At 70.7% G+C, this 22,237-nt stretch carries 21 protein-coding genes; 14 read left to right on the forward strand and 7 right to left on the reverse strand.

Annotation, left to right across the window (positions count from 1 at the left end; all coding sequences use genetic code 11):
- Positions 1-114: 114 nt before the first annotated feature.
- The 3 genes from KCH87_RS10480 (at position 115) to KCH87_RS10490 (ending at position 2,433) form a co-directional block, all read left to right on the forward strand.
- A complete protein-coding gene (locus tag KCH87_RS10480; RefSeq protein ID WP_210585691.1) occupies positions 115-756 on the forward strand; it encodes a DUF6758 family protein in 642 nt (213 codons plus the stop codon).
- A gap of 164 nt (positions 757-920) precedes the next feature.
- On the forward strand, positions 921-1,778 hold the full coding sequence (locus tag KCH87_RS10485; RefSeq protein WP_210585692.1) for a PHP domain-containing protein: 858 nt from the start codon (positions 921-923) through the stop codon (positions 1,776-1,778).
- 49 nt (positions 1,779-1,827) lie between these two features.
- Positions 1,828-2,433, forward strand: a complete 606-nt coding sequence (locus tag KCH87_RS10490) for a MarC family protein (RefSeq protein WP_210585693.1) — start codon at positions 1,828-1,830, stop codon at positions 2,431-2,433.
- A gap of 79 nt (positions 2,434-2,512) precedes the next feature.
- On the opposite strand, the gene KCH87_RS10495 is transcribed toward KCH87_RS10490, so the two are convergent.
- Complete coding sequence (locus tag KCH87_RS10495; protein ID WP_020136747.1) at positions 2,513-2,665, reverse strand: hypothetical protein; 153 nt, start codon at positions 2,663-2,665, stop codon at positions 2,513-2,515.
- Positions 2,666-2,857: 192 nt separating this feature from the next.
- Between KCH87_RS10495 and KCH87_RS10500 the strand changes: the two genes are divergently transcribed.
- Positions 2,858-3,751: an NYN domain-containing protein gene (locus tag KCH87_RS10500; protein WP_210585694.1), complete on the forward strand. Its 894-nt coding sequence runs from the start codon at positions 2,858-2,860 to the stop codon at positions 3,749-3,751.
- A 130-nt stretch (positions 3,752-3,881) separates the two neighbouring features.
- On the opposite strand, the gene KCH87_RS10505 is transcribed toward KCH87_RS10500, so the two are convergent.
- Positions 3,882-4,760 carry an alpha/beta fold hydrolase gene (locus KCH87_RS10505; protein ID WP_210585695.1) on the reverse strand — a complete coding sequence of 293 codons (879 nt, stop codon included), beginning with the start codon at positions 4,758-4,760 and terminating at the stop codon, positions 3,882-3,884.
- 273 nt (positions 4,761-5,033) lie between these two features.
- The gene (locus KCH87_RS10510; protein ID WP_247196006.1) at positions 5,034-7,388 is read right to left on the reverse strand and encodes a DEAD/DEAH box helicase; all 2,355 of its coding nucleotides are present in this window, start codon (positions 7,386-7,388) and stop codon (positions 5,034-5,036) included.
- A gap of 503 nt (positions 7,389-7,891) precedes the next feature.
- Here KCH87_RS10510 and KCH87_RS10515 point away from each other — a divergent pair.
- Positions 7,892-8,665: a ferritin-like fold-containing protein gene (locus KCH87_RS10515; protein WP_210585697.1), complete on the forward strand. Its 774-nt coding sequence runs from the start codon at positions 7,892-7,894 to the stop codon at positions 8,663-8,665.
- A gap of 106 nt (positions 8,666-8,771) precedes the next feature.
- On the opposite strand, the gene KCH87_RS10520 is transcribed toward KCH87_RS10515, so the two are convergent.
- The 4 genes from KCH87_RS10520 to KCH87_RS10535 form a co-directional block, all read right to left on the reverse strand.
- Positions 8,772-9,041 carry a hypothetical protein gene (locus KCH87_RS10520; RefSeq protein ID WP_210585698.1) on the reverse strand — a complete coding sequence of 90 codons (270 nt, stop codon included), beginning with the start codon at positions 9,039-9,041 and terminating at the stop codon, positions 8,772-8,774.
- Between the two features lie 194 nt (positions 9,042-9,235).
- Positions 9,236-9,463, reverse strand: a complete 228-nt coding sequence (locus KCH87_RS10525) for a DUF3107 domain-containing protein (RefSeq protein WP_210585699.1) — start codon at positions 9,461-9,463, stop codon at positions 9,236-9,238.
- 135 nt (positions 9,464-9,598) lie between these two features.
- Positions 9,599-10,240: a TetR/AcrR family transcriptional regulator gene (locus KCH87_RS10530; protein ID WP_210585700.1), complete on the reverse strand. Its 642-nt coding sequence runs from the start codon at positions 10,238-10,240 to the stop codon at positions 9,599-9,601.
- Between the two features lie 171 nt (positions 10,241-10,411).
- Positions 10,412-10,633, reverse strand: a complete 222-nt coding sequence (locus tag KCH87_RS10535) for a hypothetical protein (RefSeq protein ID WP_210585701.1) — start codon at positions 10,631-10,633, stop codon at positions 10,412-10,414.
- Between the two features lie 223 nt (positions 10,634-10,856).
- Between KCH87_RS10535 and KCH87_RS10540 the strand changes: the two genes are divergently transcribed.
- From KCH87_RS10540 to KCH87_RS10575, 9 genes are all read left to right on the forward strand, one after another.
- A complete protein-coding gene (locus tag KCH87_RS10540) occupies positions 10,857-11,855 on the forward strand; it encodes an alpha/beta fold hydrolase (protein ID WP_210585702.1) in 999 nt (332 codons plus the stop codon).
- A 194-nt stretch (positions 11,856-12,049) separates the two neighbouring features.
- Entirely contained in the window at positions 12,050-13,318 is a 1,269-nt protein-coding gene (locus tag KCH87_RS10545) for a DUF3152 domain-containing protein (protein ID WP_308298804.1), read from the forward strand.
- A 56-nt stretch (positions 13,319-13,374) separates the two neighbouring features.
- The gene (locus KCH87_RS50715; protein WP_374198992.1) at positions 13,375-13,467 is read left to right on the forward strand and encodes an Ms4533A family Cys-rich leader peptide; all 93 of its coding nucleotides are present in this window, start codon (positions 13,375-13,377) and stop codon (positions 13,465-13,467) included.
- 182 nt (positions 13,468-13,649) lie between these two features.
- On the forward strand, positions 13,650-15,368 hold the full coding sequence (locus tag KCH87_RS10550; RefSeq protein WP_210585704.1) for an ABC transporter substrate-binding protein: 1,719 nt from the start codon (positions 13,650-13,652) through the stop codon (positions 15,366-15,368).
- Positions 15,369-15,372: 4 nt separating this feature from the next.
- Positions 15,373-16,359 (forward strand): ABC transporter permease, encoded by a 987-nt coding sequence (locus KCH87_RS10555; protein ID WP_210585705.1) that lies wholly within the window; start codon positions 15,373-15,375, stop codon positions 16,357-16,359.
- Positions 16,356-17,354, forward strand: a complete 999-nt coding sequence (locus KCH87_RS10560) for an ABC transporter permease (RefSeq protein ID WP_210585706.1) — start codon at positions 16,356-16,358, stop codon at positions 17,352-17,354. Before KCH87_RS10555 ends, KCH87_RS10560 begins: the two co-directional genes overlap by 4 nt.
- Positions 17,351-18,964 carry an ABC transporter ATP-binding protein gene (locus tag KCH87_RS10565; RefSeq protein WP_210585707.1) on the forward strand — a complete coding sequence of 538 codons (1,614 nt, stop codon included), beginning with the start codon at positions 17,351-17,353 and terminating at the stop codon, positions 18,962-18,964. The genes KCH87_RS10560 and KCH87_RS10565 overlap by 4 nt, the downstream gene beginning before the upstream one ends.
- Positions 18,965-19,154: 190 nt before the next feature.
- Positions 19,155-20,849, forward strand: coding sequence for a DUF3492 domain-containing protein (locus tag KCH87_RS10570; protein WP_308298805.1), 1,695 nt, complete (start codon positions 19,155-19,157; stop codon positions 20,847-20,849).
- On the forward strand, positions 20,846-22,147 hold the full coding sequence (locus KCH87_RS10575) for a hypothetical protein (protein WP_210585709.1): 1,302 nt from the start codon (positions 20,846-20,848) through the stop codon (positions 22,145-22,147). Before KCH87_RS10570 ends, KCH87_RS10575 begins: the two co-directional genes overlap by 4 nt.
- Positions 22,148-22,237 lie beyond the last annotated feature (90 nt).

Below are 22,237 nucleotides of genomic sequence, written 5' to 3' on the forward strand. Positions count from 1 at the left end.
AAGTTAGCTCGGCTAATTAATGCAAGCTACATCTACATCTGCCTGGTCAGGCGTTCCGTCCGGACGGGTGATCGTCCTTGACGTGACGGAGCAGGGGTAGGACCGTGGGGCCCTATGAGGGGCGAACCCAGTTGCCCGAAGTGTGGTGGCCGGGTCAGGGCTCCCGGACTCTTCGCCGATTCCTGGCAGTGTGATGTGCACGGCACCGTGCATCCGCTGCAGCCCGTGATCCCGCCCAGCGTCGAGGCCCTCAGCGTCGTGGTGCATCGCACGCAGGTACCGGTGTGGATGCCCTGGCCGCTTCCGGTCGGCTGGCTGTTCACCGGCGTGGCCTGCGCGGGCGACGACCGCAGCGGGGGTCGTGCGACGGCCGTGGCGTGCTCGGGGCCGGGGCCGCTGGGCGGTGTGGGGGAGTTGATCCTGGTCGCCGAGGAGCTCGGCGTGGGGCTCGGGGCGCGGTACGCGGGTGTCGACGGGCCGGACCCGGGGCCGTACATGAACGTCGAGAAGCCGCCACAGGCCAAGGTGCTGGCGGCGGGGCGGCCGACGCCGTTGTGGCATGTCGCCGACTCGCCCGATGACCGTGCGGTGTTCGCCGGTGAGGCGCGGGGGCTGTGGCTGTGGGCGGTTGTGTGGCCCGAGCAGTCGGGGCTGCTGATGTATGACGAGCTGGTGCTCACGGATTTGCGGGATGCGGGGGCCGAGCTGGATCTGGTTCCCTGCGGGGCGTTGTCGCCGCGCTTGCTTGAGCCGTAGGGGTGGGGTGGCTGGGGTGCGTCGGTGGCTGCGGGCTCGTCGTGGCTGATCGCGCCCACGCGGCGGAGCCGCATATCGGACACAGTCCCGCGCCCCTGGGTGGGCTGGGCAGCCGTTAGTCTTGGGTGTCCCCTTCCGTACCGTCACCCGCTGGAGTTCGCGTCGTGCGAATAGATCTGCACACCCACTCCACCGCCTCAGACGGTACGGATTCGCCCGCTGAGCTGGTGCGGAATGCTGCCGCTGCTGGGCTGGACGTCGTTGCGCTGACCGATCATGACACCACCCGCGGGTACGGCGAGGCGATTGCCGCGCTGCCGGAGGGGCTGACGCTCGTTACCGGGGCCGAGCTGTCGTGTCGTATCGACGGGGTCAGCATGCACATGCTGGCCTACCTGTTCGATGCCGAGGAGCCGGCGCTGCTTGCCGAGCGTGAGTTGGTGCGGGACGACCGGGTGCCGCGGGCCAAGGGGATGATCGCCAAGCTGAACGAGCTGGGTGTGCCGGTGACCTGGGAGCTGGTCAAGCGGATCGCCGGAGACGGGTCCGTCGGGCGGCCGCATGTCGCCTCCGCGCTGGTGGAGCTCGGCCTCGTACCGACCGTGGGGGACGCCTTCACGGAGGACTGGCTGGCCGACGGCGGGCGGGCGTTCGTCGAGAAGCACGAGACCGACCCCTTCGAGGCGATCCGGCTGATCAAGGCCGCGGGCGGGGTCGCGGTGTTCGCGCACCCGGCCGCCAGCAAGCGGGGGCGCACGGTGCCGGAGTCCGCGATCGCCGAGATGGCGGCCGTGGGCCTCGACGGCATCGAGGTCGACCACATGGACCACGACCCGGAGGCGCGCGAGCGGCTGCGGGGCCTGGGGAAGGAGCTGGGTCTGCTGACGACCGGCTCCAGCGACTACCACGGCAGCCGGAAGACCGTACTGCTCGGCGAGTACACCACGGACCCCGAGGTGTACGGGGAGATCACGCGTCGGGCGACGGGGGCGTTTCCCGTGCCGGGGACCGGCGGAGTCTGAGACTCGACCCCGCTGACACGTCCCTCTCTTCCGCAAGCAAGGCTCACCCATGTTCGACGTCGCCGTCTTCGGCTCTCTCTTCCTCACCCTTTTTGTCATCATGGATCCCCCTGGGATCACCCCGATCTTCCTGGCGCTGACCTCGGGCCGCCCCGCCAAGGTGCAGAAGCGGATGGCCTTCCAGGCCGTCTGTGTCGCCGGCGGTGTGATCACCGTGTTCGGGCTGCTGGGGCATCAGATCCTCGACTACCTGCACGTCTCCGTCCCCGCGCTGATGATCGCGGGCGGGCTGCTTCTTCTGCTGATCGCGCTCGACCTGCTCACCGGCAAGACGGACGAGCCGAAGCAGACCAAGGACGTGAACGTCGCGCTCGTACCGCTGGGCATGCCGTTGCTCGCCGGGCCCGGCGCGATCGTCTCCGTCATCCTCGCGGTGCAGAAGGCCGACGGTGTTGCCGCTCAGGTGTCGGTGTGGGCGGCGATCGTGGCCATCCATGTCGTGCTGTGGCTGGTGATGCGGTACTCGCTGCTGATCATCCGGGTCATCAAGGACGGCGGTGTGGTCCTCGTGACGCGGCTTGCGGGAATGATGCTGTCCGCGATCGCCGTGCAGCAGATCATCAACGGGGTCACGCAGGTGATCCAGGGGAGCTGAACCCCGCGCAAGCGCAGAGCCCCCGCCTGGCGTCGATGCCGGGCGGGGGCTCTGAAGCTTCTGCGGTGATCCGCGTCTGTTACGAGGCCGTGGTGTCGGCCGGACGGATCCACAGCCGCTGACCTATGGCCGCGGCCTGCTGAACGATCCGGTTGACGGAGGCGGCGTCCACAACGGTGCTGTCCACGGGCGTGCCGTCGACGTCGTCGAGTCGCATGATTTCGAAGCGCATGGCTTCTCCCTTCGTCTGGTCATCCTCCTGAGGAGAATTGCTTTACATGCATAGTCAACGAGCTGCGTGTTACAAACATTCCCTACGCTAAGGAAATTTTTCGAACGGCTAACTACTGACTGGTATAGGAGTCTTCCGAGACCCATTGGGACCGGTTGTGTTCGCAGCGTGACCGCCGGGACAATGGAGGCGATGAACGACGACCTCGCGGCGCTCGGCGCCCGCATCGACCGCACCAACGAGCTGCTCCAGCGCATGCTCGCCGAGGTGGCGAAGACGCCCTCGACGCATGCGATCTTCGTCGACGCCGGGTATCTGTACGCGGCCGCGGGCCGGCTCGTCGCCGGGACCGAGGACCGGCGGGCCTTCGACCTCGACGCCGAGGGACTGATCGAGGCACTCATCGACAAGGCCCGCACGATCTTCGCGGACAGCCGGCTGCTGCGGGTCTACTGGTACGACGGCGCCCGGCGCCGCATCCACACCGCCGAGCAGCAGTCCATCGCCGAACTCCCGGACGTCAAGGTCCGTCTGGGCAACCTCAACGCCAACAACCAGCAAAAGGGCGTGGATTCGCTGATCCGCTCCGACCTCGAGTCACTCGCCCGGCACCGCGCGATCAGCGACGCGGCCCTGCTCGGCGGCGACGAGGACCTGGTGTCGGCCGTGGAGGCGGCGCAGGGGTACGGCGCGCGGGTGCACCTGTGGGGCATCGAGGCACCGGAGGGCCGCAACCAGGCGGAGCCGCTGCTCTGGGAGGTCGACAGCCAGCGCACCTTCGACCTCGACTTCTTCAAGCCGTACGTCGCCCGGCGCACCGCGACCGCCTACGAGGCCACGGCGACCCGGCCCACCCGCGAGGACGTGCGGTTCGTCGGCGCGCAGATCGCGGCGAAGTGGCTGGCGGCGCGCGGCCGGGAGGCGCTGGTGGAGCTGCTGCCCGGGCATCCGTATCTGCCCGGGTCGGTGGACCAGGACCTGCTGGTGGAGGCGGAGGGGCTTCTTCAGTACTCGTTGCGCGGTCAGGCGGATCTGCGGCGGGCGCTGCGGGACGGCTTCTGGGAGCACCTACAGACGCAGTACTGAACGCTCCGCGGGCCGTGTCGATATGCGGCTCCGCCGCGGGGCCGCGAACTGTTGTTGGTCGTCTGCGGGTGCGTCGTGGCTGGTCGCGCCCACGCGGCGGTAGCCGCAAATCGATAACAGCCCCGCGCCCCTACGGGGCGTCCCAGAAGTCCGCCAGGGCGCGGGCCGTGGGGAGCGGCTGGTCCATGTTGGGTGAGTGTTCCGCGCCGGCCACGACCGTGCGGCGCGCCTTCAGTCGTACGGCCATGTCGTCGAGGAGGGTCACCGGCCAGGTGTCGTCGCGGGCGCCCGACAGCACGTGGAACGGGAGCGGGACGGCGGCGAGTTCGGCGACACGGTCCGGCTCGGTGCACAACTGGCGTCCCGTCGCGATGAGTTGGGCGGGCTTGTTGCCGAGCCAGCGGCGGCGGAGCTGGTCCATGTCGCCGAGTCCGCGGGCCGGGCCGCCGACCTCCTCCGGGGGGCCCATGGCCAGGATCGCCCCCCACACCTCGGTCATCGTCAGCACCGCGAGTGTGTCCCGCAGCAGCTTGACGCGCTGCTGCTGGGAGTCGGAGACCTGGGCCGGGCCCGAGGAGATGAGGGTGAGCGAGCGGAAGGGGGAGTGGTCGATGAGGACGGCGGCGCGCGCGATCTGGCCGCCGAGGGAGTGCCCGAGAAGGTGCAGGGGTGTGCCGAGCGCCGCAGCCTGCGCGAGGACGTCCTTCGCCAACTCGTCCTGCGCATACGCCGATTCATCGCTCTCCGGACCGTCGGACTCGTACTGTCCGCGTCCGTCCAGAGCCACGACCCGGTAACCGCGCACGGTCAGCGGCTCGTGCAGCAGCGTGAAGTCCTCCTTGCTGCCCGTGAATCCGGGGAGCATCAGCACGACACCCCTCGGCTCGATACCGGAGGGCACGGGCGAGTCAACGGCAGCGAACTCGCCACGGGCCGTGCGCAGCCGGTGGAGGCGGGCGCCGGGCGGTGGGGGGACGGCCGGCCGGGGGACGGGCGCTGAGCTGGTCACGAGGTGAGGCTATCGGGCGGGGCGGCTTCGCCGGAGGCCGGATCCTGGCCGTCGTGTGTGTGGGGGCGGGTGCGGTGCGAGTCGAGTCAGCTGTGATTTGCGTGCCCGCGGCGGTGTTCGCGTCTCCCGGAAACGGTGATGGCCGTCCGCGTGAAGCGGCGATGGCTCGGATGACCCGTTGCGCGGTGAATCGGGACCGGGCCCTCCACGCCCCCGAAAACGCGACGGCCCGGTCCCGCGAGATGCGGGACCGGGCCATATCGGGTTGCGAGATCAGCCCTCCGCGGGCTCCGCGGCGGCCGTGGCCTTGCGGGTGCGGCGGGGCTTCGGTTCCGTGGCTTCCGGGGCCTCGGTGGCCGTCGTCGCCTTGCGGGTGCGGCGGCGGGGTGTGGTTTCCGGCTCCTGCGTGGCCTGGGCCGGAATCTCCGCCGTCTCGGCGGTGGCGGCGGCCTTGCGGGTGCGGCGGACCTTGGGCTTGGCCTCCGTACCGTCGGCGGCGTCGACCGCTGCCTCGGCGGTGGCGGCGGCCTTGCGCGTGCGGCGGGGCTTGGCCTCCACGGCGTCCGGTGCCTCGGTGGTGGCGGCAGCCTTGCGGGTGCGGCTCGGCTTGGCCTCCGTGCCCTCGGCCGTGTCGACCGCCGCTTCCGCGGCAGCCGCGGTCTTACGGGTGCGGCGGCGCGGCTTGGCCTCCTCCGTGCCCTCCGCCGTGTCGACCGCGGTCTCGGCCGCGGCCGTGGCCTTGCGGGTGCGGCGCGGCTTCGGTTCCGTGGTCTCCGCCGTCTCGGTGGTGGCGGCAGCCTTGCGGGTGCGGCTCGGCTTGGCTTCCGTGCCCTCGGCCGTGTCGGTCGCCACCTCGGCGGCGGCCGTCTTCTTGCGCGTGCGGCGCGGCTTGGTCTCCTCGGCACCTTCCGCGGTGTCGACCGCGGTTTCGGCAGTGGCGGCGGCCTTGCGGGTGCGGCGGCGCGGGGCGGGAGCCTCGGGGGCCTCGGCAGCCGCCGGAGCCTCCGACACCTGCACGGCCGACTCGGCCTTCGCGTCCTGAGCGACCGTGACCTCCGGCTCCGCCGACTTGCGCGTACGGCGGCGGCGCTGCTTCACCGGGGCCTCGGAGGCGTCCAGGGTCGGGCCCTCTGCCGTCGCCACGGCGCTTTCGGCGGGCTCGGTGACCGCTTCCGTGGCCGTCGTCACCGGCTCGGCCCCTCCGGCGCGGGTACGGCGACGGCGCCGCGGGGTGCGGGGACCGGTCACGTCGTCCGCGGTGGTCTCCGCAGGGGTTTCCGCCGCGGGGGCGGTCCCGGTGGGAGCCGTGTCGTCCAGCGTGGACCCGCCGCGCGTACGACGGCGACGACGCGGAGTACGGGCCGGGCGCTCACGGTCGGCGGAACGGGACTCGCCCCGGTCGCTGCGACCGCCACGGCCGCGCGGACCGCGCCCGCCCGTCTCGCCGAGGTCCTCGACCTCCTCGGCCGCGAGCCCGGCGCGCGTGCGCTCCGAGCGCGGCAGCACACCCTTGGTGCCCGCGGGAATGCTCAGTTCCTCGAAGAGGTGCGGGGACGTGGAATACGTCTCCGGCGGGTCGCTCAGGCCGAGGTCCAGCGCCTTGTTGATGAGCTGCCAGCGCGGGATGTCGTCCCAGTCGACGAGGGTGATCGCGATGCCCTTGGCGCCCGCGCGGCCCGTACGGCCGATGCGGTGCAGGTACGTCTTCTCGTCCTCGGGGGACTGGTAGTTGATGACGTGCGTGACGCCCTCGACGTCGATGCCGCGCGCGGCCACGTCGGTGCAGACGAGCACGTCCACCTTGCCGTTGCGGAAGGCGCGCAGCGCCTGCTCGCGGGCGCCCTGGCCGAGGTCGCCGTGGACCGCGCCGGAGGCGAAGCCGCGCTGCTGGAGCTGGTCGGCGAGGTCCGCCGCCGTCCGCTTGGTGCGGCAGAAGACCATCACGAGACCGCGGCCGTCGGCCTGCAGTATCCGCGAGACCATTTCCGGCTTGTCCATGTTGTGCGCGCGGTAGGCGAACTGCTCGGTGTTGCGGACCGTCTGGCCCTCGTCGTCCGGCGCCGTGGCGCGGATGTGCGTGGGCTGCGACATGTAGCGGCGCGCGAGGCCGATGACCGCGCCCGGCATGGTCGCCGAGAACAGCATCGTCTGACGGCGGGCCGGCAGCATGTTGATGATCTTCTCGACGTCGGGCAGGAAGCCCAGGTCGAGCATCTCGTCGGCCTCGTCGAGGACGAGCGCCTTGATGTGCTTGAGGTTGAGCTTCTTCTGGCCCGCGAGGTCGAGAAGCCGGCCCGGGGTGCCGACGACGACGTCGATGCCCTTCTTGAGGGCCTCGACCTGGGGCTCGTAGGCCCGGCCGCCGTAGATGGCGAGGACGCGGACATTGCGTACCTTGCCCGCGGTCAGCAGGTCGTTCGTCACCTGAGTGCACAGCTCGCGCGTCGGGACGACAACGAGTGCCTGCGGGGCGTCGGTGAGGGCCTCGGGCTTGGCGCGCCCGGCCTCGACGTCGGCGGGGACGGTGACGCGCTCGAGGAGCGGAAGGCCGAAGCCCAGCGTCTTGCCGGTGCCGGTCTTGGCCTGGCCGATGACGTCGGTGCCCGAGAGGGCGACGGGGAGCGTCATCTCCTGGATGGGGAAGGGACTGATGATGCCGACGGCTTCAAGGGCCTCGGCGGTCTCGGGAAGGATCCCGAGCTCTCGGAAAGTAGTCAGAGTGCTGCCTGTTCTGTGTATGCGGCGCGAGGCGAGCGCGGGGGTCGTGTCCAGACCGTGCCGGGGACGTCGGCTGCCGTACGGCGAGCCGTATGGCACGGGAGACCTCTGCCGACGCTCTAGCGCTCGAACCGCTGAGGGTCCCTCCAGGCGTCGTACGCAGAGTGCCGTACGCCAGTGGAGAGCTGTCAGGTCGGAGCCGATCGGGCCACCGACCGGGCATCCTCATACGTGCGGCCCGTCGAGATACCGTCGAGCTACGTCGAAGTACTCAGCAGGCGCATTACCACCATACCCCGGAATCGCGCACATGCGATGGCCGATTCGGTCACGTAGTGGTAGTCACACCTCTTCACGTAGCCGTCGTCACAGTGACTGACCAGGGACTTCCTTCGTGCGGCGAGCGGGCTATTGTGCGCTTCATGACGACCTCTGACAAGCCTGAAAACGCCTCGGAGACCTCCGGCGCAGCCGCCGACCCCGCAGCACACACCGGAGTCGCCGCCCAGGGCTGGGCGCAGGCCGCCGCCGACCCGCAGTACCGCGCCGCGGTCGTCGACCTGCTCGGCGCGCTCGCATACGGGGAGCTGGCCGCGTTCGAGCGGCTGGCGGAGGACGCCAAGCTGGCGCCGACGCTGGCCGACAAGGCGGAGCTGGCGAAGATGGCGTCGGCCGAGTTCCACCACTTCGAGCGGCTGCGGGACCGGCTCACGGAGATCGGCGAGGAGCCGACCCGGGCGATGGAGCCGTTCGTCGCCGCGCTCGACGGATTCCACAAGCAGACGGCGCCCTCGGACTGGCTGGAGGGCCTCGTCAAGGCGTACGTCGGCGACTCGATCGCCAGTGACTTCTACCGTGAGGTCGCCGCCCGGCTCGACTCGGACAGCCGTGAACTCGTCCTGGCCGTGCTCGACGACACCGGGCACGCCGGCTTCGCCGTGGAGAAGGTGCGGGCCGCGATCGATGCCGATCCTCGTGTGGGTGGTCGGCTTGCGCTGTGGGCGCGGCGGTTGATGGGCGAGGCCCTGTCGCAGTCCCAGCGGGTGGTCGCCGACCGGGATGCCCTGTCGACGATGCTGGTGGGTGGGGTTGCCGACGGGTTCGACCTTGCTGAGGTCGGCCGGATGTTCTCGCGGATCACTGAGGCGCACACGAAGCGGATGGCTGCGCTGGGGTTGGCTGCGTAGCGCTCTGTAGGGGGTGCTTCGGTTGTGGCGCGGCTGCGGGCCGGTGGGGGCTGGTCGCGCAGTTCCCCGCGCCCCTTCGGGGCGCTGTCCTACTCGGCGTCGGGATCTATGCCGTCGCCGAGCGGCGGCGCAGTCTTCCCGCGGGGCGTAGCAGCAGGGACAGGGAGGCTGCGGAGAGGGTCGCCGCGCCGATCATGATCAGCAGGACGTGGCTCGCACCGAGCGCGCTGTGTGTGAGGAAGGCGCCGAAGAGGCCGCCGGCGATACCTGTCGAGACGACCAGGGAGCGGGCGGGGAGGCGGTGCGAGAGGCGGTGGATCGCGGCCCAGGCCAACACCAGGCCGAGCACGGCGGAGCCAAGCGCTTCCAAGATCATGACGGGGTCCCTCCCACACGGCCTGCCTGCGCACCACGGACGTAGCCCGTCATACCCGTGACCTGCGGAATGCAATCCTCCCGTGTGCGCGGGATGTGCTCCGTCTGTGAAGGAAACCGCCGCCGGTGGCGGGTGCGGGAAACGCGAAGGGCCCGGCGGTCGACCGACCGCCGGGCCCTTCCCTTCAGGCCTGACTACAGTGCGCCGAAGCCCACCTTGCGCGGGGCCTGCTCGCCGATCTCGACGTAGGCGAGGCGGTCGGCCGGGACCAGGATCTTGCGGCCGTGCTCGTCCACGAGGCTCAGCAGCTGCGACTTGCCGGCCAGTGCCTCGGCCACCACGCGCTCGACCTCCTCGGCACTCTGCCCGCTCTCCAGAACGATCTCGCGGGGCGTGTGCAGCACGCCGATCTTGACCTCCACGGCTATGTCCCTCCGACGGTCAGTGAAGTGCGCGACCCTGCGCGCCGTACGCAGCACACATTAGCCCGGTGAGCGGATCTACATGTTGCGCAGGGGAACGCCAGGAGCGAACAGCGGGTGGGAACAAACGGGCGGTCAATGGTGCTCGCTGCCGTGCAGCGGGAAACCGGCGATGCCCCGCCAGGCCAGCGACGCGAGCAGCTGGACCGCCTGGTCGCGCGGGACGCTGCGGTCGCTGTGCAGCCAGGAACGTGCCACCACCTGGGCGAGGCCGCCAAGACCGGAGGCGAGCAGCATCGACTCGGCGCGCGAGAGGCCGGTGTCCTCGGCGATGACCTCGCAGATCGCCTCGGCGCACTCGTTGGTGACCTTGTCGACGCGCTCGCGGACGGCGGGCTCGTTCGTCAGGTCGGACTCGAAGACCAGGCGGAAGGCGCCGCCGTCGTCCTCGACGTACGCGAAGTACGCGTCCATCGTCGCCCGTACACGCTGCTTGTTGTCGGTCGTCGACGCCAGCGCGTTCCGTACGGCCTGGATCAGTGATTCGCAGTGCTGGTCCAGCAGTGCGAGATAGAGGTCGAGCTTTCCCGGGAAATGCTGGTAGAGCACCGGCTTGCTGACGCCGGCGCGCTCGGCGATGTCGTCCATCGCGGCCGCGTGGTAGCCCTGCGCCACGAAGACTTCCTGGGCGGCGCCCAGCAGCTGGTTCCGTCGGGCACGGCGCGGCAGGCGTGTGCCCCGCGGGCGTGCCGCCTCTGTCTGCTCGATGGCTGTCACGCCGCCTCCCAATGTCGTCCATATGCGGTGTGCGCCGCGCGGCCATCGTACTTTTCGGTAACCGTGGTGTGCGCGGTGCGAGCGCAGAATTTCACGGACCGGGCGGCTACGAAAGCGGTGTGAAAGGTTTTAAACAGGGGCGGGTCGGGCACTATGCCGCCTCGCCACTGCTCACCGATAGTCGTCCTCGTCCAGTGACACTACGCGGGCCTGTTCGATGAGGTCCGCCTCGCTGCCGCGGTCCGGGTCCGCGTCGGCCAGTGAGTCGTCGCGGTCCGGCGCGACATCTGCCTGCTGCTCGGCGGCATCGCCTTCCGGGGCCTCGACGTCGATCTCCTCTTCACCCACTTCGAAGTCCTCGAACGTCTCGGGGTCGGTCGGGTCTATGGCCATGACGGGCTCCCTTCCTAGGAACGTCCCTGGGGAAGCAGGGGCCTCATGCGGGTGCCCTCAATACGAGCGTAGGAGACACCTGATCCGGACGCTATGCGATCCGCGTCCGGATCGTGACGCGGTGCGTCCGAGTGGCGCGGGGACGTGGGCCGTTCGTGATCCGGGCGGGGCCTGTGATGGCGAACACATGAACCACTGCGTGATCGTCTCGTAACATTGCCGCATGTCTTCGACCGAGCTCCCGTCCGCACCGGCCAGCAGTGCGCTCCCGAAGGTGTCGCCCGTCAGGGTCGCCGAGGGCGAGCGGCTCAGGTCGGTGCGGCTGCCGGGGATCACGCTGACGGTGCGGTCGAGGCCGCCGGCGCGCGAAGGCCTGCCGCCCGCGCTGTACGTCCACGGACTCGGCGGCTCCTCACAGAACTGGTCGGGGCTGATGCCGCTGCTCGACGAGTACGTCGGCAGCGAGGCCCTCGACCTTCCCGGCTTCGGCGACTCCCCACCACCGGACGACGGCGACTACTCGATCACCGCGCACGCCCGCGCGGTGATCCGCTATCTGGACTCCTCCGGGCGCGGGCCCGTGCACCTCCTCGGCAACTCGCTCGGCGGCGCGGTCACCACCCGGGTCGCCGCCGTGCGCCCCGATCTCGTCCGCACGCTCACCCTCGTGTCGCCCGCGCTTCCGGAGCTGCGCATCCAGCCCACCGCCGTACCCACGGCGCTGCTGGCGCTGCCCGGCGTGGCGACCCTGTTCACCCGGTACAGCAGGGACTGGTCCGCGGAGCAGCGGGTGCGCGGGGTGATGGCGCTCTGCTACGGCGATCGCGGGCGGGTGACGCCCGAGGAATTCGACAACGCCGTGGAGGAGATGTCGCGGCGGCTGCAACTGCCGTACTTCTGGGACGCGATGGCACGCTCCGCGCGCGGGATCGTCAACGCGTACACGCTGGGTGGCCAGCACGGACTGTGGCGCCAGGCCGAGCGGGTCCTCGCGCCGACCCTTCTCATCTACGGCGGCCGGGACCAGCTCGTCGGCTACCGCATGAGCCAGCGGGCGGCCCGCTCTTTTCCCGCCTCCCGGCTGCTGTCCTTGCCGGATGCCGGGCACGTGGCGATGATGGAGTACCCCGAGGAGGTGGCGCGGGCCTTCCGTGAACTCCTCACCGACACAGGCGAGTTGAGCGCCGTCGCGGGGGCCGCCGTCGAGAGCGCGGGGAGCTGAGGGGCGAGGTGGGACGCCACAGTCGGCGGGGGGCTGCGCCCAAGGGCGCGGTCCAGGGCGGTTCGGAAGGTACTCCGGCCCGGGGTGTGCCGAGGGTTCCTGACGGTTCCTCTGACCGCGGTGCACCAAGGTTTTCTGACGGTACGCCGGCGCACGGCTTTCCCCGGCTTCCTGACGGGACGCCGGCTCGGGGTGTGCCGCGCCTTCCCGACGGCACGCCCGCCCACGGTTTCCCGCGGCTTCCCGACGGCACGCCCGCGCATGGCAGCCCTCGGCTTCCCGACGGCACGCCCGCGCGTGGTGTTCCCCGTTACGCTGACGGCACGCCCGCGCGTGGTGTCCCCCAAGTCCGCGGTGGGCATCCCGAGCAGCGTGAACCAGGTGGCGGCTGGGGCGAGTCGAGGGGGAGGGGCGGGGTCGGGTACGAGGCTCCGGCAGGGCCCGGTGGCCGGATACCGCGGCAGCGGCAGGCGCGTCCGGGCGGTCCGCGCCAGGACTACATCGACGCCTTCGAAGAGGACGACGACGTCTTCTCGCCCCGTACGCCCGGCTCCGACCCGTACGCCTCCGTCACCGACTGGGCCAGGATGCCCGGCATCGAGAGCGACACCGAGGCCGACGCCGACAACCCGCAGCCCACCGGCAAGCCCGTGCAGGCCAAGGGTGGCAAGGGGCGGACCTTCGCGGGGATCGCGGCCCTCGCCGTCACGACCGTGCTGGCCGTCGTCGTGGCCGGCGAGGTCACCGACCGGCGCGACGACGTGCAGTCGCAGTCCGCCACCGACCGGGCCCGGGACGCCCGTGACGGCGCTTCGCGAACGGACGGGCGGCCGACGCCGTCCACGTCGCCGAGCGTGGCGACACTGACGTATGCGCAGAAGATGGACGACAAGTACGCGCTGAGCGCCACACTCGACGGCTCCGGCACGTTCGACGCGATCGCCGGCGTCGACCGGGCGCCCGGCACCGGGCAGAAGTACACGTACCGCGTGGATGTGGAGCAGGGGCTCGGCCTCGACGGCGCACTCTTCGCGCAGGCCGTGCAGAAGACGCTCAACGACGACCGGAGCTGGGCCCACAACGGCGCCCGCACCTTCGAGCGCATCTACTCCGGCAAGCCCGACTTCGTGATCACGCTCGCCAGCCCCGGCACCACCGCCGACTGGTGCGCCAAGTCCGGCCTGGACACGACCGAGGACAACGTGTCCTGCGATTCCGCGTCCACGGACCGCGTGATGATCAATGCATATCGATGGGCGCAGGGGTCGAAGACGTACGGCGATCAGATGTACGCATACCGGCAAATGTTGATCAACCATGAGGTCGGCCACCGGCTCGGCTACAGCCACGTCACCTGTGACAAGGACGGCGACCTCGCCCCGGTCATGCAGCAGCAGACCAAGTTCCTCGACCACGACGGGATCCACTGCCGGGCCAACGCCTGGCCGTATCCCAGGAGTTGACGCACGGCACCGAAGTCACGTTGACATGCGCAGAGAAGTCGTACATATTTCTGCGCATGTCGCCCCGTCACACCTCCGCGCGCGCCGCCATCGAGCTGGCGCTGATCGGTGTGACCCCGCTCTGCGTGGCCGACATTCTCTGTCGCTGACGCCCGCCCCGAGGCGCGCGTCGCGAATCCCGCTCTTCCCGTGACAGAGTCACGGCTTCTTCGACGACCCGACGCCGGGGCAGACGTCTGTTCACTTTCGTCTCACTCCTCGTCAATCCGTCTCGCGATCCGAGATCGATCCGGTATCGATCCGAGACTCATCATCCGAGAGGTCGTCTCCGATGCGTCAACCGTCCGTACACAGCGCCCGCATGGCGAGCGTTTCGCTGGCCCTGGTCCTGGCAGCGGGCGCCGCCGCCTGCGGGCCTGAGGACAACGATGCCAAGAGCTCCGGCGGCGACTCCACGCCCCACAAGGGCGGCACGCTCACGGTCCTGAATTCCAACCCGCAGCAGGACTTCGACCCGGCCCGTCTGTACACGTCCGGGGGCGGCAACGTGCCCTCGCTGGTCTTCCGTACGCTCACCACCCGCAACCGGGAGAACGGCGCGGCCGGCGCCGAGGTCGTCCCGGACCTCGCCACCGACACCGGGCGCCCCAACAAGGACGCGACGGTGTGGACGTACACCCTCAAGAAGGGCCTCAAGTACGAGGACGGCACCGCGATCACCTCGGCCGACATCAAGTACGGCATCGAGCGCTCCTTCGCCGCCGAGCTCTCCGGCGGTGCGCCCTACCTGAGGGACTGGCTGATCGGCGGCGCCGACTACCAGGGGCCGTACAAGGACAAGGGCGGGCTCGACTCGATCGGGACGCCGGACTCCCGCACGATCGTCTTCCATCTGAACAAGCCGGAGGGGGAGTTCCCGTACCTGGCCACGCAGACGCAGTTCACGCCCGTCCCGAAGGCCAAGGACACGGGGACGAAGTACGAGGAGCACCCGGTCTCGTCCGGGCCGTACAAGGTCGTCTCGAATGAGAACGACGGTGAGCGGTTGGTGCTGGCGCGCAACACCTACTGGTCCGGCTCGTTGGACGCCGAGCGCAAGGCGTACCCGGACAAGATCGACGTACGGTCCGGGCTCGACTCCTCCGTGATCAACCAGCGGCTCTCCTCGTCCCAGGGCGCGGACGCGGCCGCGGTCACCACGGACACCAACCTCGGCCCGGCCGAACTCGCCAAGGTGACCGGTGACAAGGACCTTGCTTCCCGCGTCGGTACTGGGCACTTCGGCTACACCAACTACATAGCGTTCAACCCGACGGTCAAGCCGTTCAACAACGTCAAGGTGCGGCAGGCGATCTCGTACGCCATCGACCGGTCGTCCGTGGTCAACGCGGCCGGTGGATCGGCGCTCGCCGAGGCCGCCACCACCTTCCTGCCGGACCAGAAGTCCTTCGGCTACACGCCGTACGCCCTGTTCCCGGCGGGCAGGACGGGCAACGCGGCCAAGGCCAAGGAACTGCTGAAGGAGGCCGGTTACCCGAACGGGCTCACCGTCACGCTGACCCACTCCAACGCCAAGGACTTCGAGACCAGCCCGGAGATCGCGACGGCCCTCCAGGACGCGCTCAAGAAGGCCGGTATCACCGTCAAGCTGGAGGGTCTGGAGGAGAACGACTACTCCGACAAGATCCACAACGTGAAGACCGAGCCCGGCTTCTTCCTCGCCCACTGGGGTGCCGACTGGCCCTCCGGCGGTCCCTTCCTCGCTCCGATCTTCGACGGCCGTCAGATCGTCAAGGATGGATCGAACTTCAACACAGGCCTGTTGAACGACAAGTCGGTCAATGACGAGATTGACGCGATCAACAAGTTGACCGATCTTGACGCTGCCGCCAAGCGATGGGGTGCACTGGACAAGAAGATCGGTGAGCAGGCGCTGACCGTGCCGCTGTTCCACCCGGTCTACAAGCGGCTGTACGGCGACGACATCAAGAACGTCGTGATCAGCGACTGGACCGGTGTGCTGGACATCTCGCAGGTCGCGGTGAAGTAGCGCTGTGAGCGAGGTACTTGTCGCCACCCAGGCTCCCGAGGCGTTTGCCTCGGGAGCCTCGGGGGCTCGTCAGTTCTGGCGGCGGCTGCGGTTGCAGCGCGCCGCCCTGGTCGCGGCGGTCGTCGTCGCGCTGCTCGTCCTGGTCGCGCTCGCCGCGCCGCTGCTCACGGCGATCGAGGGCCAGGACCCGACCACCTACCACCCGTCTCTGGTGGACTCCGCGCGCGGCGGGGTGCCGATCGGGTCCTTCGGGGGCATCAGCGGGGAGCACTGGCTCGGCGTGGAGCCGCAGACCGGGCGGGACCTGTTCGCGCGGCTCGTGTACGGCGCCCGGGTCTCGCTGGGTGTCGCGCTGGCGGCCACCGTCGTGCAGGTCTTCATCGGTGTCGTCGTGGGCGTCGCGGCGGCGCTCGGGAACCGATGGGTTGATCAACTGTTGAGCCGCTTCACCGACATCATCGTCGCCATGCCGCTGATGATCATGTCGTTGGCGCTGCTCGCGATCGTGCCGTCGAGCTTCCCGCGGCCCGTCCTCGTCGCCCTCGTCATCGGCCTGATCGCGTGGGGCAACATCGCGAAGATCGTGCGCGCCCAGACGCTCACCCTCAAGGGGCTCGACTACGTTTCCGCCGCCCGGCTGAGTGGCTGGGGCACCTGGCGGATCGCCCGCCGCGAACTGCTGCCCGGCATCGCCGCGCCCGTCATCACCTACGCGGCGCTGCTCGTCCCGTCCAATATCACCGTCGAGGCCGCCCTGTCCTTCCTGGGTGTCGGCGTGAAGCCGCCGACACCGTCGTGGGGACAGATGCTCACCGCCGCCGACGTCTGGTACCAGGCCGCCCCGCAGTACTTGTTGCTGCCCGCCGGAGCGCTCTTCGTGACCGTCCTCGCCCTGACCGTCCTCGGCGACGGGGTGCGTACCGCGCTCGACCCGCGCGCCGCGTCCCGGCTGCGCGTCGGCACGGGCCGCAAGAGGGAGGCCAAGGCATGAGCGGCTTCACCGGATTCGTCCTGCGCCGCATCGTCGGCACCCTGATCACCCTGTTCGCCATCTCGGTGATCGTCTACGTCGTCTTCTACGCCACCCCCGGCAACGTCGCCCAGATCACCTGCGGCCCGCGCTGCTCGCCCGCCCAGGTGCAGCAGGTCGCCGGGCAACTGCACCTCGACGACCCGCTGTACACGCGCTACTGGCACTTCCTGGAGGGCCTCGTCGTCGGCCGGAACTACTCGACGGGCACCTCCGTGGAGCACTGCTCGGCGCCCTGCCTCGGGCTGTCGTACCAGAGCGACCAGCAGGTCACCGAGCTGATCCTGGCGAAGCTGCCGGTCAGCCTGTCGCTCGTGTTCGGCGCGATGGTGCTGTGGCTGATCCTCGGGGTCGGCACCGGCGTCCTCTCCGCCTGGCGGCGCGGCCGCCTCACCGAGCGGCTGCTGACCGGCATCACCCTCGCGGGCGTGGCCACGCCGGTCTTCGTCATCGGACTGGTCCTGATGATCGTCGTCTGCGGGCAGCTGCGACTGCTGCCGTTCCCGCAGTACGTGGCCTTCACCGACGATCCCGAGCAGTGGGCGTGGAACCTGCTGCTGCCCTGGCTGTCCCTCGCCCTCATCGAGGCCGCCGCGTTCGCCCGGCTGACCAGGGCGTCGATGCTGGAGACGCTGGCGGAGGACCACATCAGGACCTTCCGGGCGTACGGCGTCGGCGAGCGCTCGGTCATCGGGCGGCACGCGCTGCGCGGGGCGCTCGCGCCGGTCATCGCCCTCAACGCCAACAACGTCGGCTCGGCGGTCGGCGGCGCGGTGCTCACCGAGACGCTCTTCGGCCTGCCCGGCATCGGACAGGAACTGGTCCATGCGGTCAATGTGGTCGACCTTCCGGTCGTCGTCGGAATGGTCCTGGTCATCGGCTTCTTCGTGGTCGTCGCCAACGCCGTCGCGGACGTGCTGTACGCGGTGGCCGACCGACGGGTGGTGCTGGCATGAGCCTGGTGGAAGTCACGGACCTGACGGTCGAGTTCGGGTCCTTGCGGGCCGTGGACGGCCTCTCCTTCCGACTGGAGCAGGGCGCCGCCCTCGCGCTCGTCGGCGAGTCCGGCTCGGGCAAGTCCACGGTCGCGTCCGCCCTGCTGGGACTGCACCGGGGGACCGGAGCGCAGGTGAGCGGCACGGTGCGGGTGGCCGGCGTCGACGTACAGGAAGCGTCCGACGAGGAGCTGCGGCGGCTGCGCGGCGGGAAGGCAGCCATGGTCTTCCAGGACCCGTTGTCGTCCCTCGACCCGTATTACGCGATCGGCGACCAGATCGCCGAGGTGCATCGCGTGCACGCGCGTGTGTCACGCCGGGCGGCACGCGCGCGTGCTGTGGAGGTGCTGGACCGGGTGGGAATTCCGGACGCACAACGACGGTCCCGCTCGCGCCCGCACGAGTTCAGCGGCGGCATGCGCCAACGTGCCCTGATCGCCATGGCGCTGGCCTGCGAGCCCGATCTGCTGATCGCCGACGAGCCGACCACCGCGCTCGACGTGACCGTCCAGGCCCAGATCCTCGACCTGCTGCACACGCTGCGCGAGGAGACCGGCCTGGGCCTGCTCCTTGTCACCCATGACGTGGGCGTCGCCGCCGAGAGCGTCGACGAGGTGCTGGTCATGCGGCACGGGCGGGCGGTCGAGCACGGGCCGGTCGGCACCGTCCTGGGGGCGCCTTCGGAGACGTACACCCGCGAACTTCTGGGCGCGGTCCCGCGCGTGGACGCCGCGCGCACCGCCTCCGTGGCGTCGGACGAGGTCGTCCTCGACGCGACCCGCCTCAGGCGCGAGTTCGGGCGCGGCAAGCGGGCGTTCGCGGCCGTGGACGACGTGTCGCTGACGGTCCATCGGGGCGAAACGCTCGGGATCGTGGGCGAGAGCGGGAGTGGGAAGACGACGCTGGGACGGATGCTCGTCGGGCTGCTCGAACCGACGGCGGGGGAGGTCCGTTACGAGGGGCACGCGCGTGTGGGGGTGAATCCGGCGGTGCAGATGGTCTTCCAGGACCCCGTGTCCTCTCTCAACCCCCGGCGCAGCGTGGGCGAGTCGATCGCCGACCCGGTACGCGCGCGTGGGGAACGCGATGAGGGGCGTATCAGGGGGCGCGTGCGGGAACTGCTGGAGCGCGTGGGGCTCGAAGCGGTGCACTACGACCGCTACCCGCACGAGTTCAGCGGCGGCCAGCGCCAGCGCGTCGGTATCGCGCGGGCGCTCGCGGCCGACCCCCGCGTCATCGTCTGCGACGAGCCCGTCGCCGCGCTCGACGTCACCACCCAGGCGCAAGTGGTAGCCCTGCTCGGTGAGTTGCAGCGCGAACTCGGACTCGCGCTGATCTTCGTCGCCCACGACCTGGCCGTCGTACGCCAGGTCAGCGACCGGGTCGCGGTGATGCGCGAGGGCCGGATCGTCGAGTCCGGCCCCGCCGACGAGGTCTACGACTCACCCCAGGACCCGTACACCAAGCAGCTCCTGGCCGCCGTACCGGCGCTCGACCCGCAGGTAGCGGCCCGGAGCAGAGAGGTTCGACGGGAGCTGGCCGTGACCCGGCGGGAGTTGGCTGCGACCTAACGAAACGTAACTGCTTGATCTCTTAGCGCGATCGAACGCGACCTGCACGGGAAAGTTACGACCGTTCACCCCTTTTGGTGGCGTGATGGACAACCGTCCGTCGCGCCACCGTCATGTCCGCATACCTTCGTCCCGCTGCGAGCCGTCGAGTCAACGGCGGCTCCCCATACGGGAGAACGGGGGTGCGCTCGTGCGCATCGGACTGCTTACGGAGGGTGGCTATCCGTACGTGAGCGGTGACGCCAGGCTCTGGTGCGACCGGCTCGTGCGCGGGTTGGGGCAGCACGAGTTCGACATCTACGCGCTCAGTCGCAGCGAGCGCCAGGAGGACGAAGGCTGGGTGCCGCTGCCGTCGCAGGTCAGCCGGGTGCGTACGGCTCCGTTGTGGACGGCCGAGGACGACGGCGCCGGGTACGGCCGGCGGGCGCGACGCCGCTTCGCCGACTGCTACGGCGAGTTGGCGGCAGCCGTGTGCGCGACGGGAGGAACCGGGGCAGAGGCCACCCCCGAGGCGGACCGTTTCGGCAACGCGCTGTACGGGCTCGCCGAACTCGCCCGCGACGAGGGGGGCCTGGTGGGAGCGCTCCGCTCCGAGACCGCCGTGCGCGCCCTGGAACGCGCCTGTCGCGCGCCCGGCGCCCTGCGTACGGCGCGGGAGGCGCGCGTACCGGATCTCCTCACCGTCGTCGCGCACATGGAACGCGTCCTGCGCCCCCTCTCGCTCGACTGGTACGAGGACGACGGACTCGGCTCGGTCGACCTGTGCCACGCGGCGTCCGGCGGCCCGGCCGCCCTGCCCGGACTGGTCGCCCGCCACTTCTCGGACGTACCGCTGCTCGTGACCGAGTACGGGGTGCAGCTGCGCACGCACTACCTGACCACGGGCGACGCCCCACCTGCCGTACGGGCCCTGCTCGCGGCCTTCCACGGACAGCTCGCCGCCGAGATCTACCGCCGGGCGGCCGTCATCACGCCCGGCAACTCCCATGCCCGCCGCTGGCAGGAACACTGCGGCGCCGACCGCGAGAAGCTGCGCACGGTCTACCCGGGCATGGAGGCAGCCCGCTTCACGGACGTCGGCGAGTCGCCGGAGTGCGCCGACCCGGACACGCTGGTCTGGGTCGGCCGGATCGAACCCACCAAGGACCTGGTCTCCCTGCTGCACGCCTTCGCGGACGTCCGCAAGGAGGAACCGAAGACCCGGCTGCGGATCGTCGGCACCCCCTCGGGCGCCGAGGGCACCGCCTACCTGGCCCACTGCAAGGCACTGGCCGCCCAGCTCTTCCCGGACGAGGCGGAGGGCCGGCACGCGGTCGGCCGCAACCCGGTGACCTTCGAGGAGATCGGCGCCCCCGAGGTCCCCACACTCGCCGAGGCGTACGCGGGGGGCGCGGTGATCGCCCTGTCCAGCGTCGTCGAGGGCTTCCCGATCAGCCTCGTCGAGGCCATGTTCTGCGGCCGCGCGACGGTGTCCACCGACGTCGGCGCCGTCGTGGAGGTCATCGGCGGCACCGGACTCGTCGTGCCGCCGCGCAATCCGCGGGCGCTCGCGGAGGCGTGCGTGGCGCTGCTGCGCGACCCCGAGCGGCGTGAACGCCTGGGTGCCGCCGCCCGCGCCCGAGCTCTCGAACTCTTCACCGTCGAGCAGAACGTCGCGGCATTTCACGGCATTTACCTGGAGATCGTCTCGCGGTGCCCGGTCCGCCGGGTCGTCCTCGACGACACCGGGGAACCCCTGCCGTTCGGCGTCCCCGCCGAGGCCCACGTCCCCGGCCGCTGGACCGACCCGGCCGCGCGCGTGGCGGCCCGCGGCGGTCCCGGCTGGGCGACGGGACGGCCAGTGCGGGCGGGCGGTCCCGTACCCGCGACGGAGGGAGCACGATGAGCGGCTTGGGCGAACTGGACCGCCCCGGAACTCCGGCCGGCCCCGGAGCGTGGGACGCGCGCTCGCACGAGTGGCTGGCCGGAGAGCCGTACCCACGGGATGAGGGGGAGCAGGGGGAGCCGCACGCACTGGGTGAGGAGGAGCGCAAGAAGAAGCCCGCCGCCGATGCCGCTCTCGCACGCGGCTCCGCCCCCGCCTCGGCTCGGCGCGCCGCCGCCGCGGACCCGGTGAAGGCACTGATGCACCGCCACCGCGAGCTGTGCGAACGGGCCGTGGACCCCTTGGAGATCGCGGCGGGCCTGGAGGCGCACGGTGTCACCGACCGCACCGCGTCCCGCTTCCGTCACCGGGACGTCTTCTCCCTGGCGGAGGAGTTGTACGCCCGCGTCCCGCGTGACGGCGAGACATCCCACCGCCCCACGCCGCCGAAAGCCCCCCGGCCCCGAGCCGCGTGGGTGCTGCTCACCCTGCTGCCGGGCGTGCTGTGCGCAGCCACCTTGGCCGGCCTCCACCTCACCCAGGGCCAACCGCGCCTGATCACGGCGGCTGTGGGCGTCCTGGCTGTGACCATGGCAATCCGCGTGGCCCTGTCCCGCGGCCCGCTCAGCACGAAGGGTCGGACGCCCGCACCGAGCAGCGGCACCTGGACCTGCTGGCTGGTCGCCTACGCCGTCCTCGGTGACGGACTGCTCCGCGCGGCCGTGGCCGGAGGCCCCGACGGCCTGCCGACCGGCACCACGGACGGCCCCTGGCCCCTGGCCACCGCACCGGTCCTGGCCCTCACGCTGGCCTGCGCCCCCGCGGCATGGAGCGCCCACCTCTTCGCCGCACGAGCCCGCCGCAGACTGACGGCCAGCCGGGGCCTGGAGGAGTTCACCGCGTCCGTGCAGCCCCTGCTGTTCGGCACGGTCGCCCTGTATCTGTGCGCATTGACGGGCCTCCTCACGCTGACCGGCGTGGCCTTGGCCGAGCCCGCGGCCTACGCCCAGGCCACCACCCTGGGAACCCTCCTGTTCCTGGCTCGCCTCCTCACCGCACACGGCTTCACCTACGCCCCCGCAGTCGTCCTCACCGCCACGGCGACGGTCGAGGGAGCCGCCCTGGCCACGGTCTTCGCGGGCCGTCTCCCCGGCTGCGGCTTCCTGGCCACCCCCGTCGAAACGCTCGTCCACACCTGGGGCCCCGGCAGCATCCCGGCCCTCGCCTGCGGAGTCGCGGCCCTGACCCTCCTGCTCCACGCCACCCGCAGGCTGACGAGGGCGTCGGCCCACGCCCGATCGGACGGATTGTCGCCATGAGACCCGTCGCGACAGACACCCCCACCGGCCGGACGGCAGCACGCGACAGGCACCCCCGCCGCGCAGATGCATGCCGACCGCTCCGAACCA

Origin of the sequence: Streptomyces sp. GESEQ-35, from assembly GCF_017948485.1 — a bacterium.
In the GTDB taxonomy this organism is placed as follows: domain Bacteria; phylum Actinomycetota; class Actinomycetes; order Streptomycetales; family Streptomycetaceae; genus Streptomyces.

Coding starts and splice junctions, on each gene's coding strand:
- KCH87_RS10480 (WP_210585691.1), top strand. CDS start 115: ATGAGGGGCGAACCCAGTTGCCCGAAGTGTGGTGGCCGGGTCAGGGCT.
- KCH87_RS10490 (WP_210585693.1), top strand. CDS start 1,828: ATGTTCGACGTCGCCGTCTTCGGCTCTCTCTTCCTCACCCTTTTTGTC.
- KCH87_RS10495 (WP_020136747.1), bottom strand. CDS start 2,665: ATGCGCTTCGAAATCATGCGACTCGACGACGTCGACGGCACGCCCGTG.
- KCH87_RS10500 (WP_210585694.1), top strand. CDS start 2,858: ATGAACGACGACCTCGCGGCGCTCGGCGCCCGCATCGACCGCACCAAC.
- KCH87_RS10510 (WP_247196006.1), bottom strand. CDS start 7,388: ATGACGCTCCCCGTCGCCCTCTCGGGCACCGACGTCATCGGCCAGGCC.
- KCH87_RS10520 (WP_210585698.1), bottom strand. CDS start 9,041: ATGATCTTGGAAGCGCTTGGCTCCGCCGTGCTCGGCCTGGTGTTGGCC.
- KCH87_RS10535 (WP_210585701.1), bottom strand. CDS start 10,633: ATGGCCATAGACCCGACCGACCCCGAGACGTTCGAGGACTTCGAAGTG.
- KCH87_RS10540 (WP_210585702.1), top strand. CDS start 10,857: ATGTCTTCGACCGAGCTCCCGTCCGCACCGGCCAGCAGTGCGCTCCCG.
- KCH87_RS50715 (WP_374198992.1), top strand. CDS start 13,375: ATGTCGCCCCGTCACACCTCCGCGCGCGCCGCCATCGAGCTGGCGCTG.
- KCH87_RS10550 (WP_210585704.1), top strand. CDS start 13,650: ATGCGTCAACCGTCCGTACACAGCGCCCGCATGGCGAGCGTTTCGCTG.
- KCH87_RS10560 (WP_210585706.1), top strand. CDS start 16,356: ATGAGCGGCTTCACCGGATTCGTCCTGCGCCGCATCGTCGGCACCCTG.
- KCH87_RS10565 (WP_210585707.1), top strand. CDS start 17,351: ATGAGCCTGGTGGAAGTCACGGACCTGACGGTCGAGTTCGGGTCCTTG.
- KCH87_RS10575 (WP_210585709.1), top strand. CDS start 20,846: ATGAGCGGCTTGGGCGAACTGGACCGCCCCGGAACTCCGGCCGGCCCC.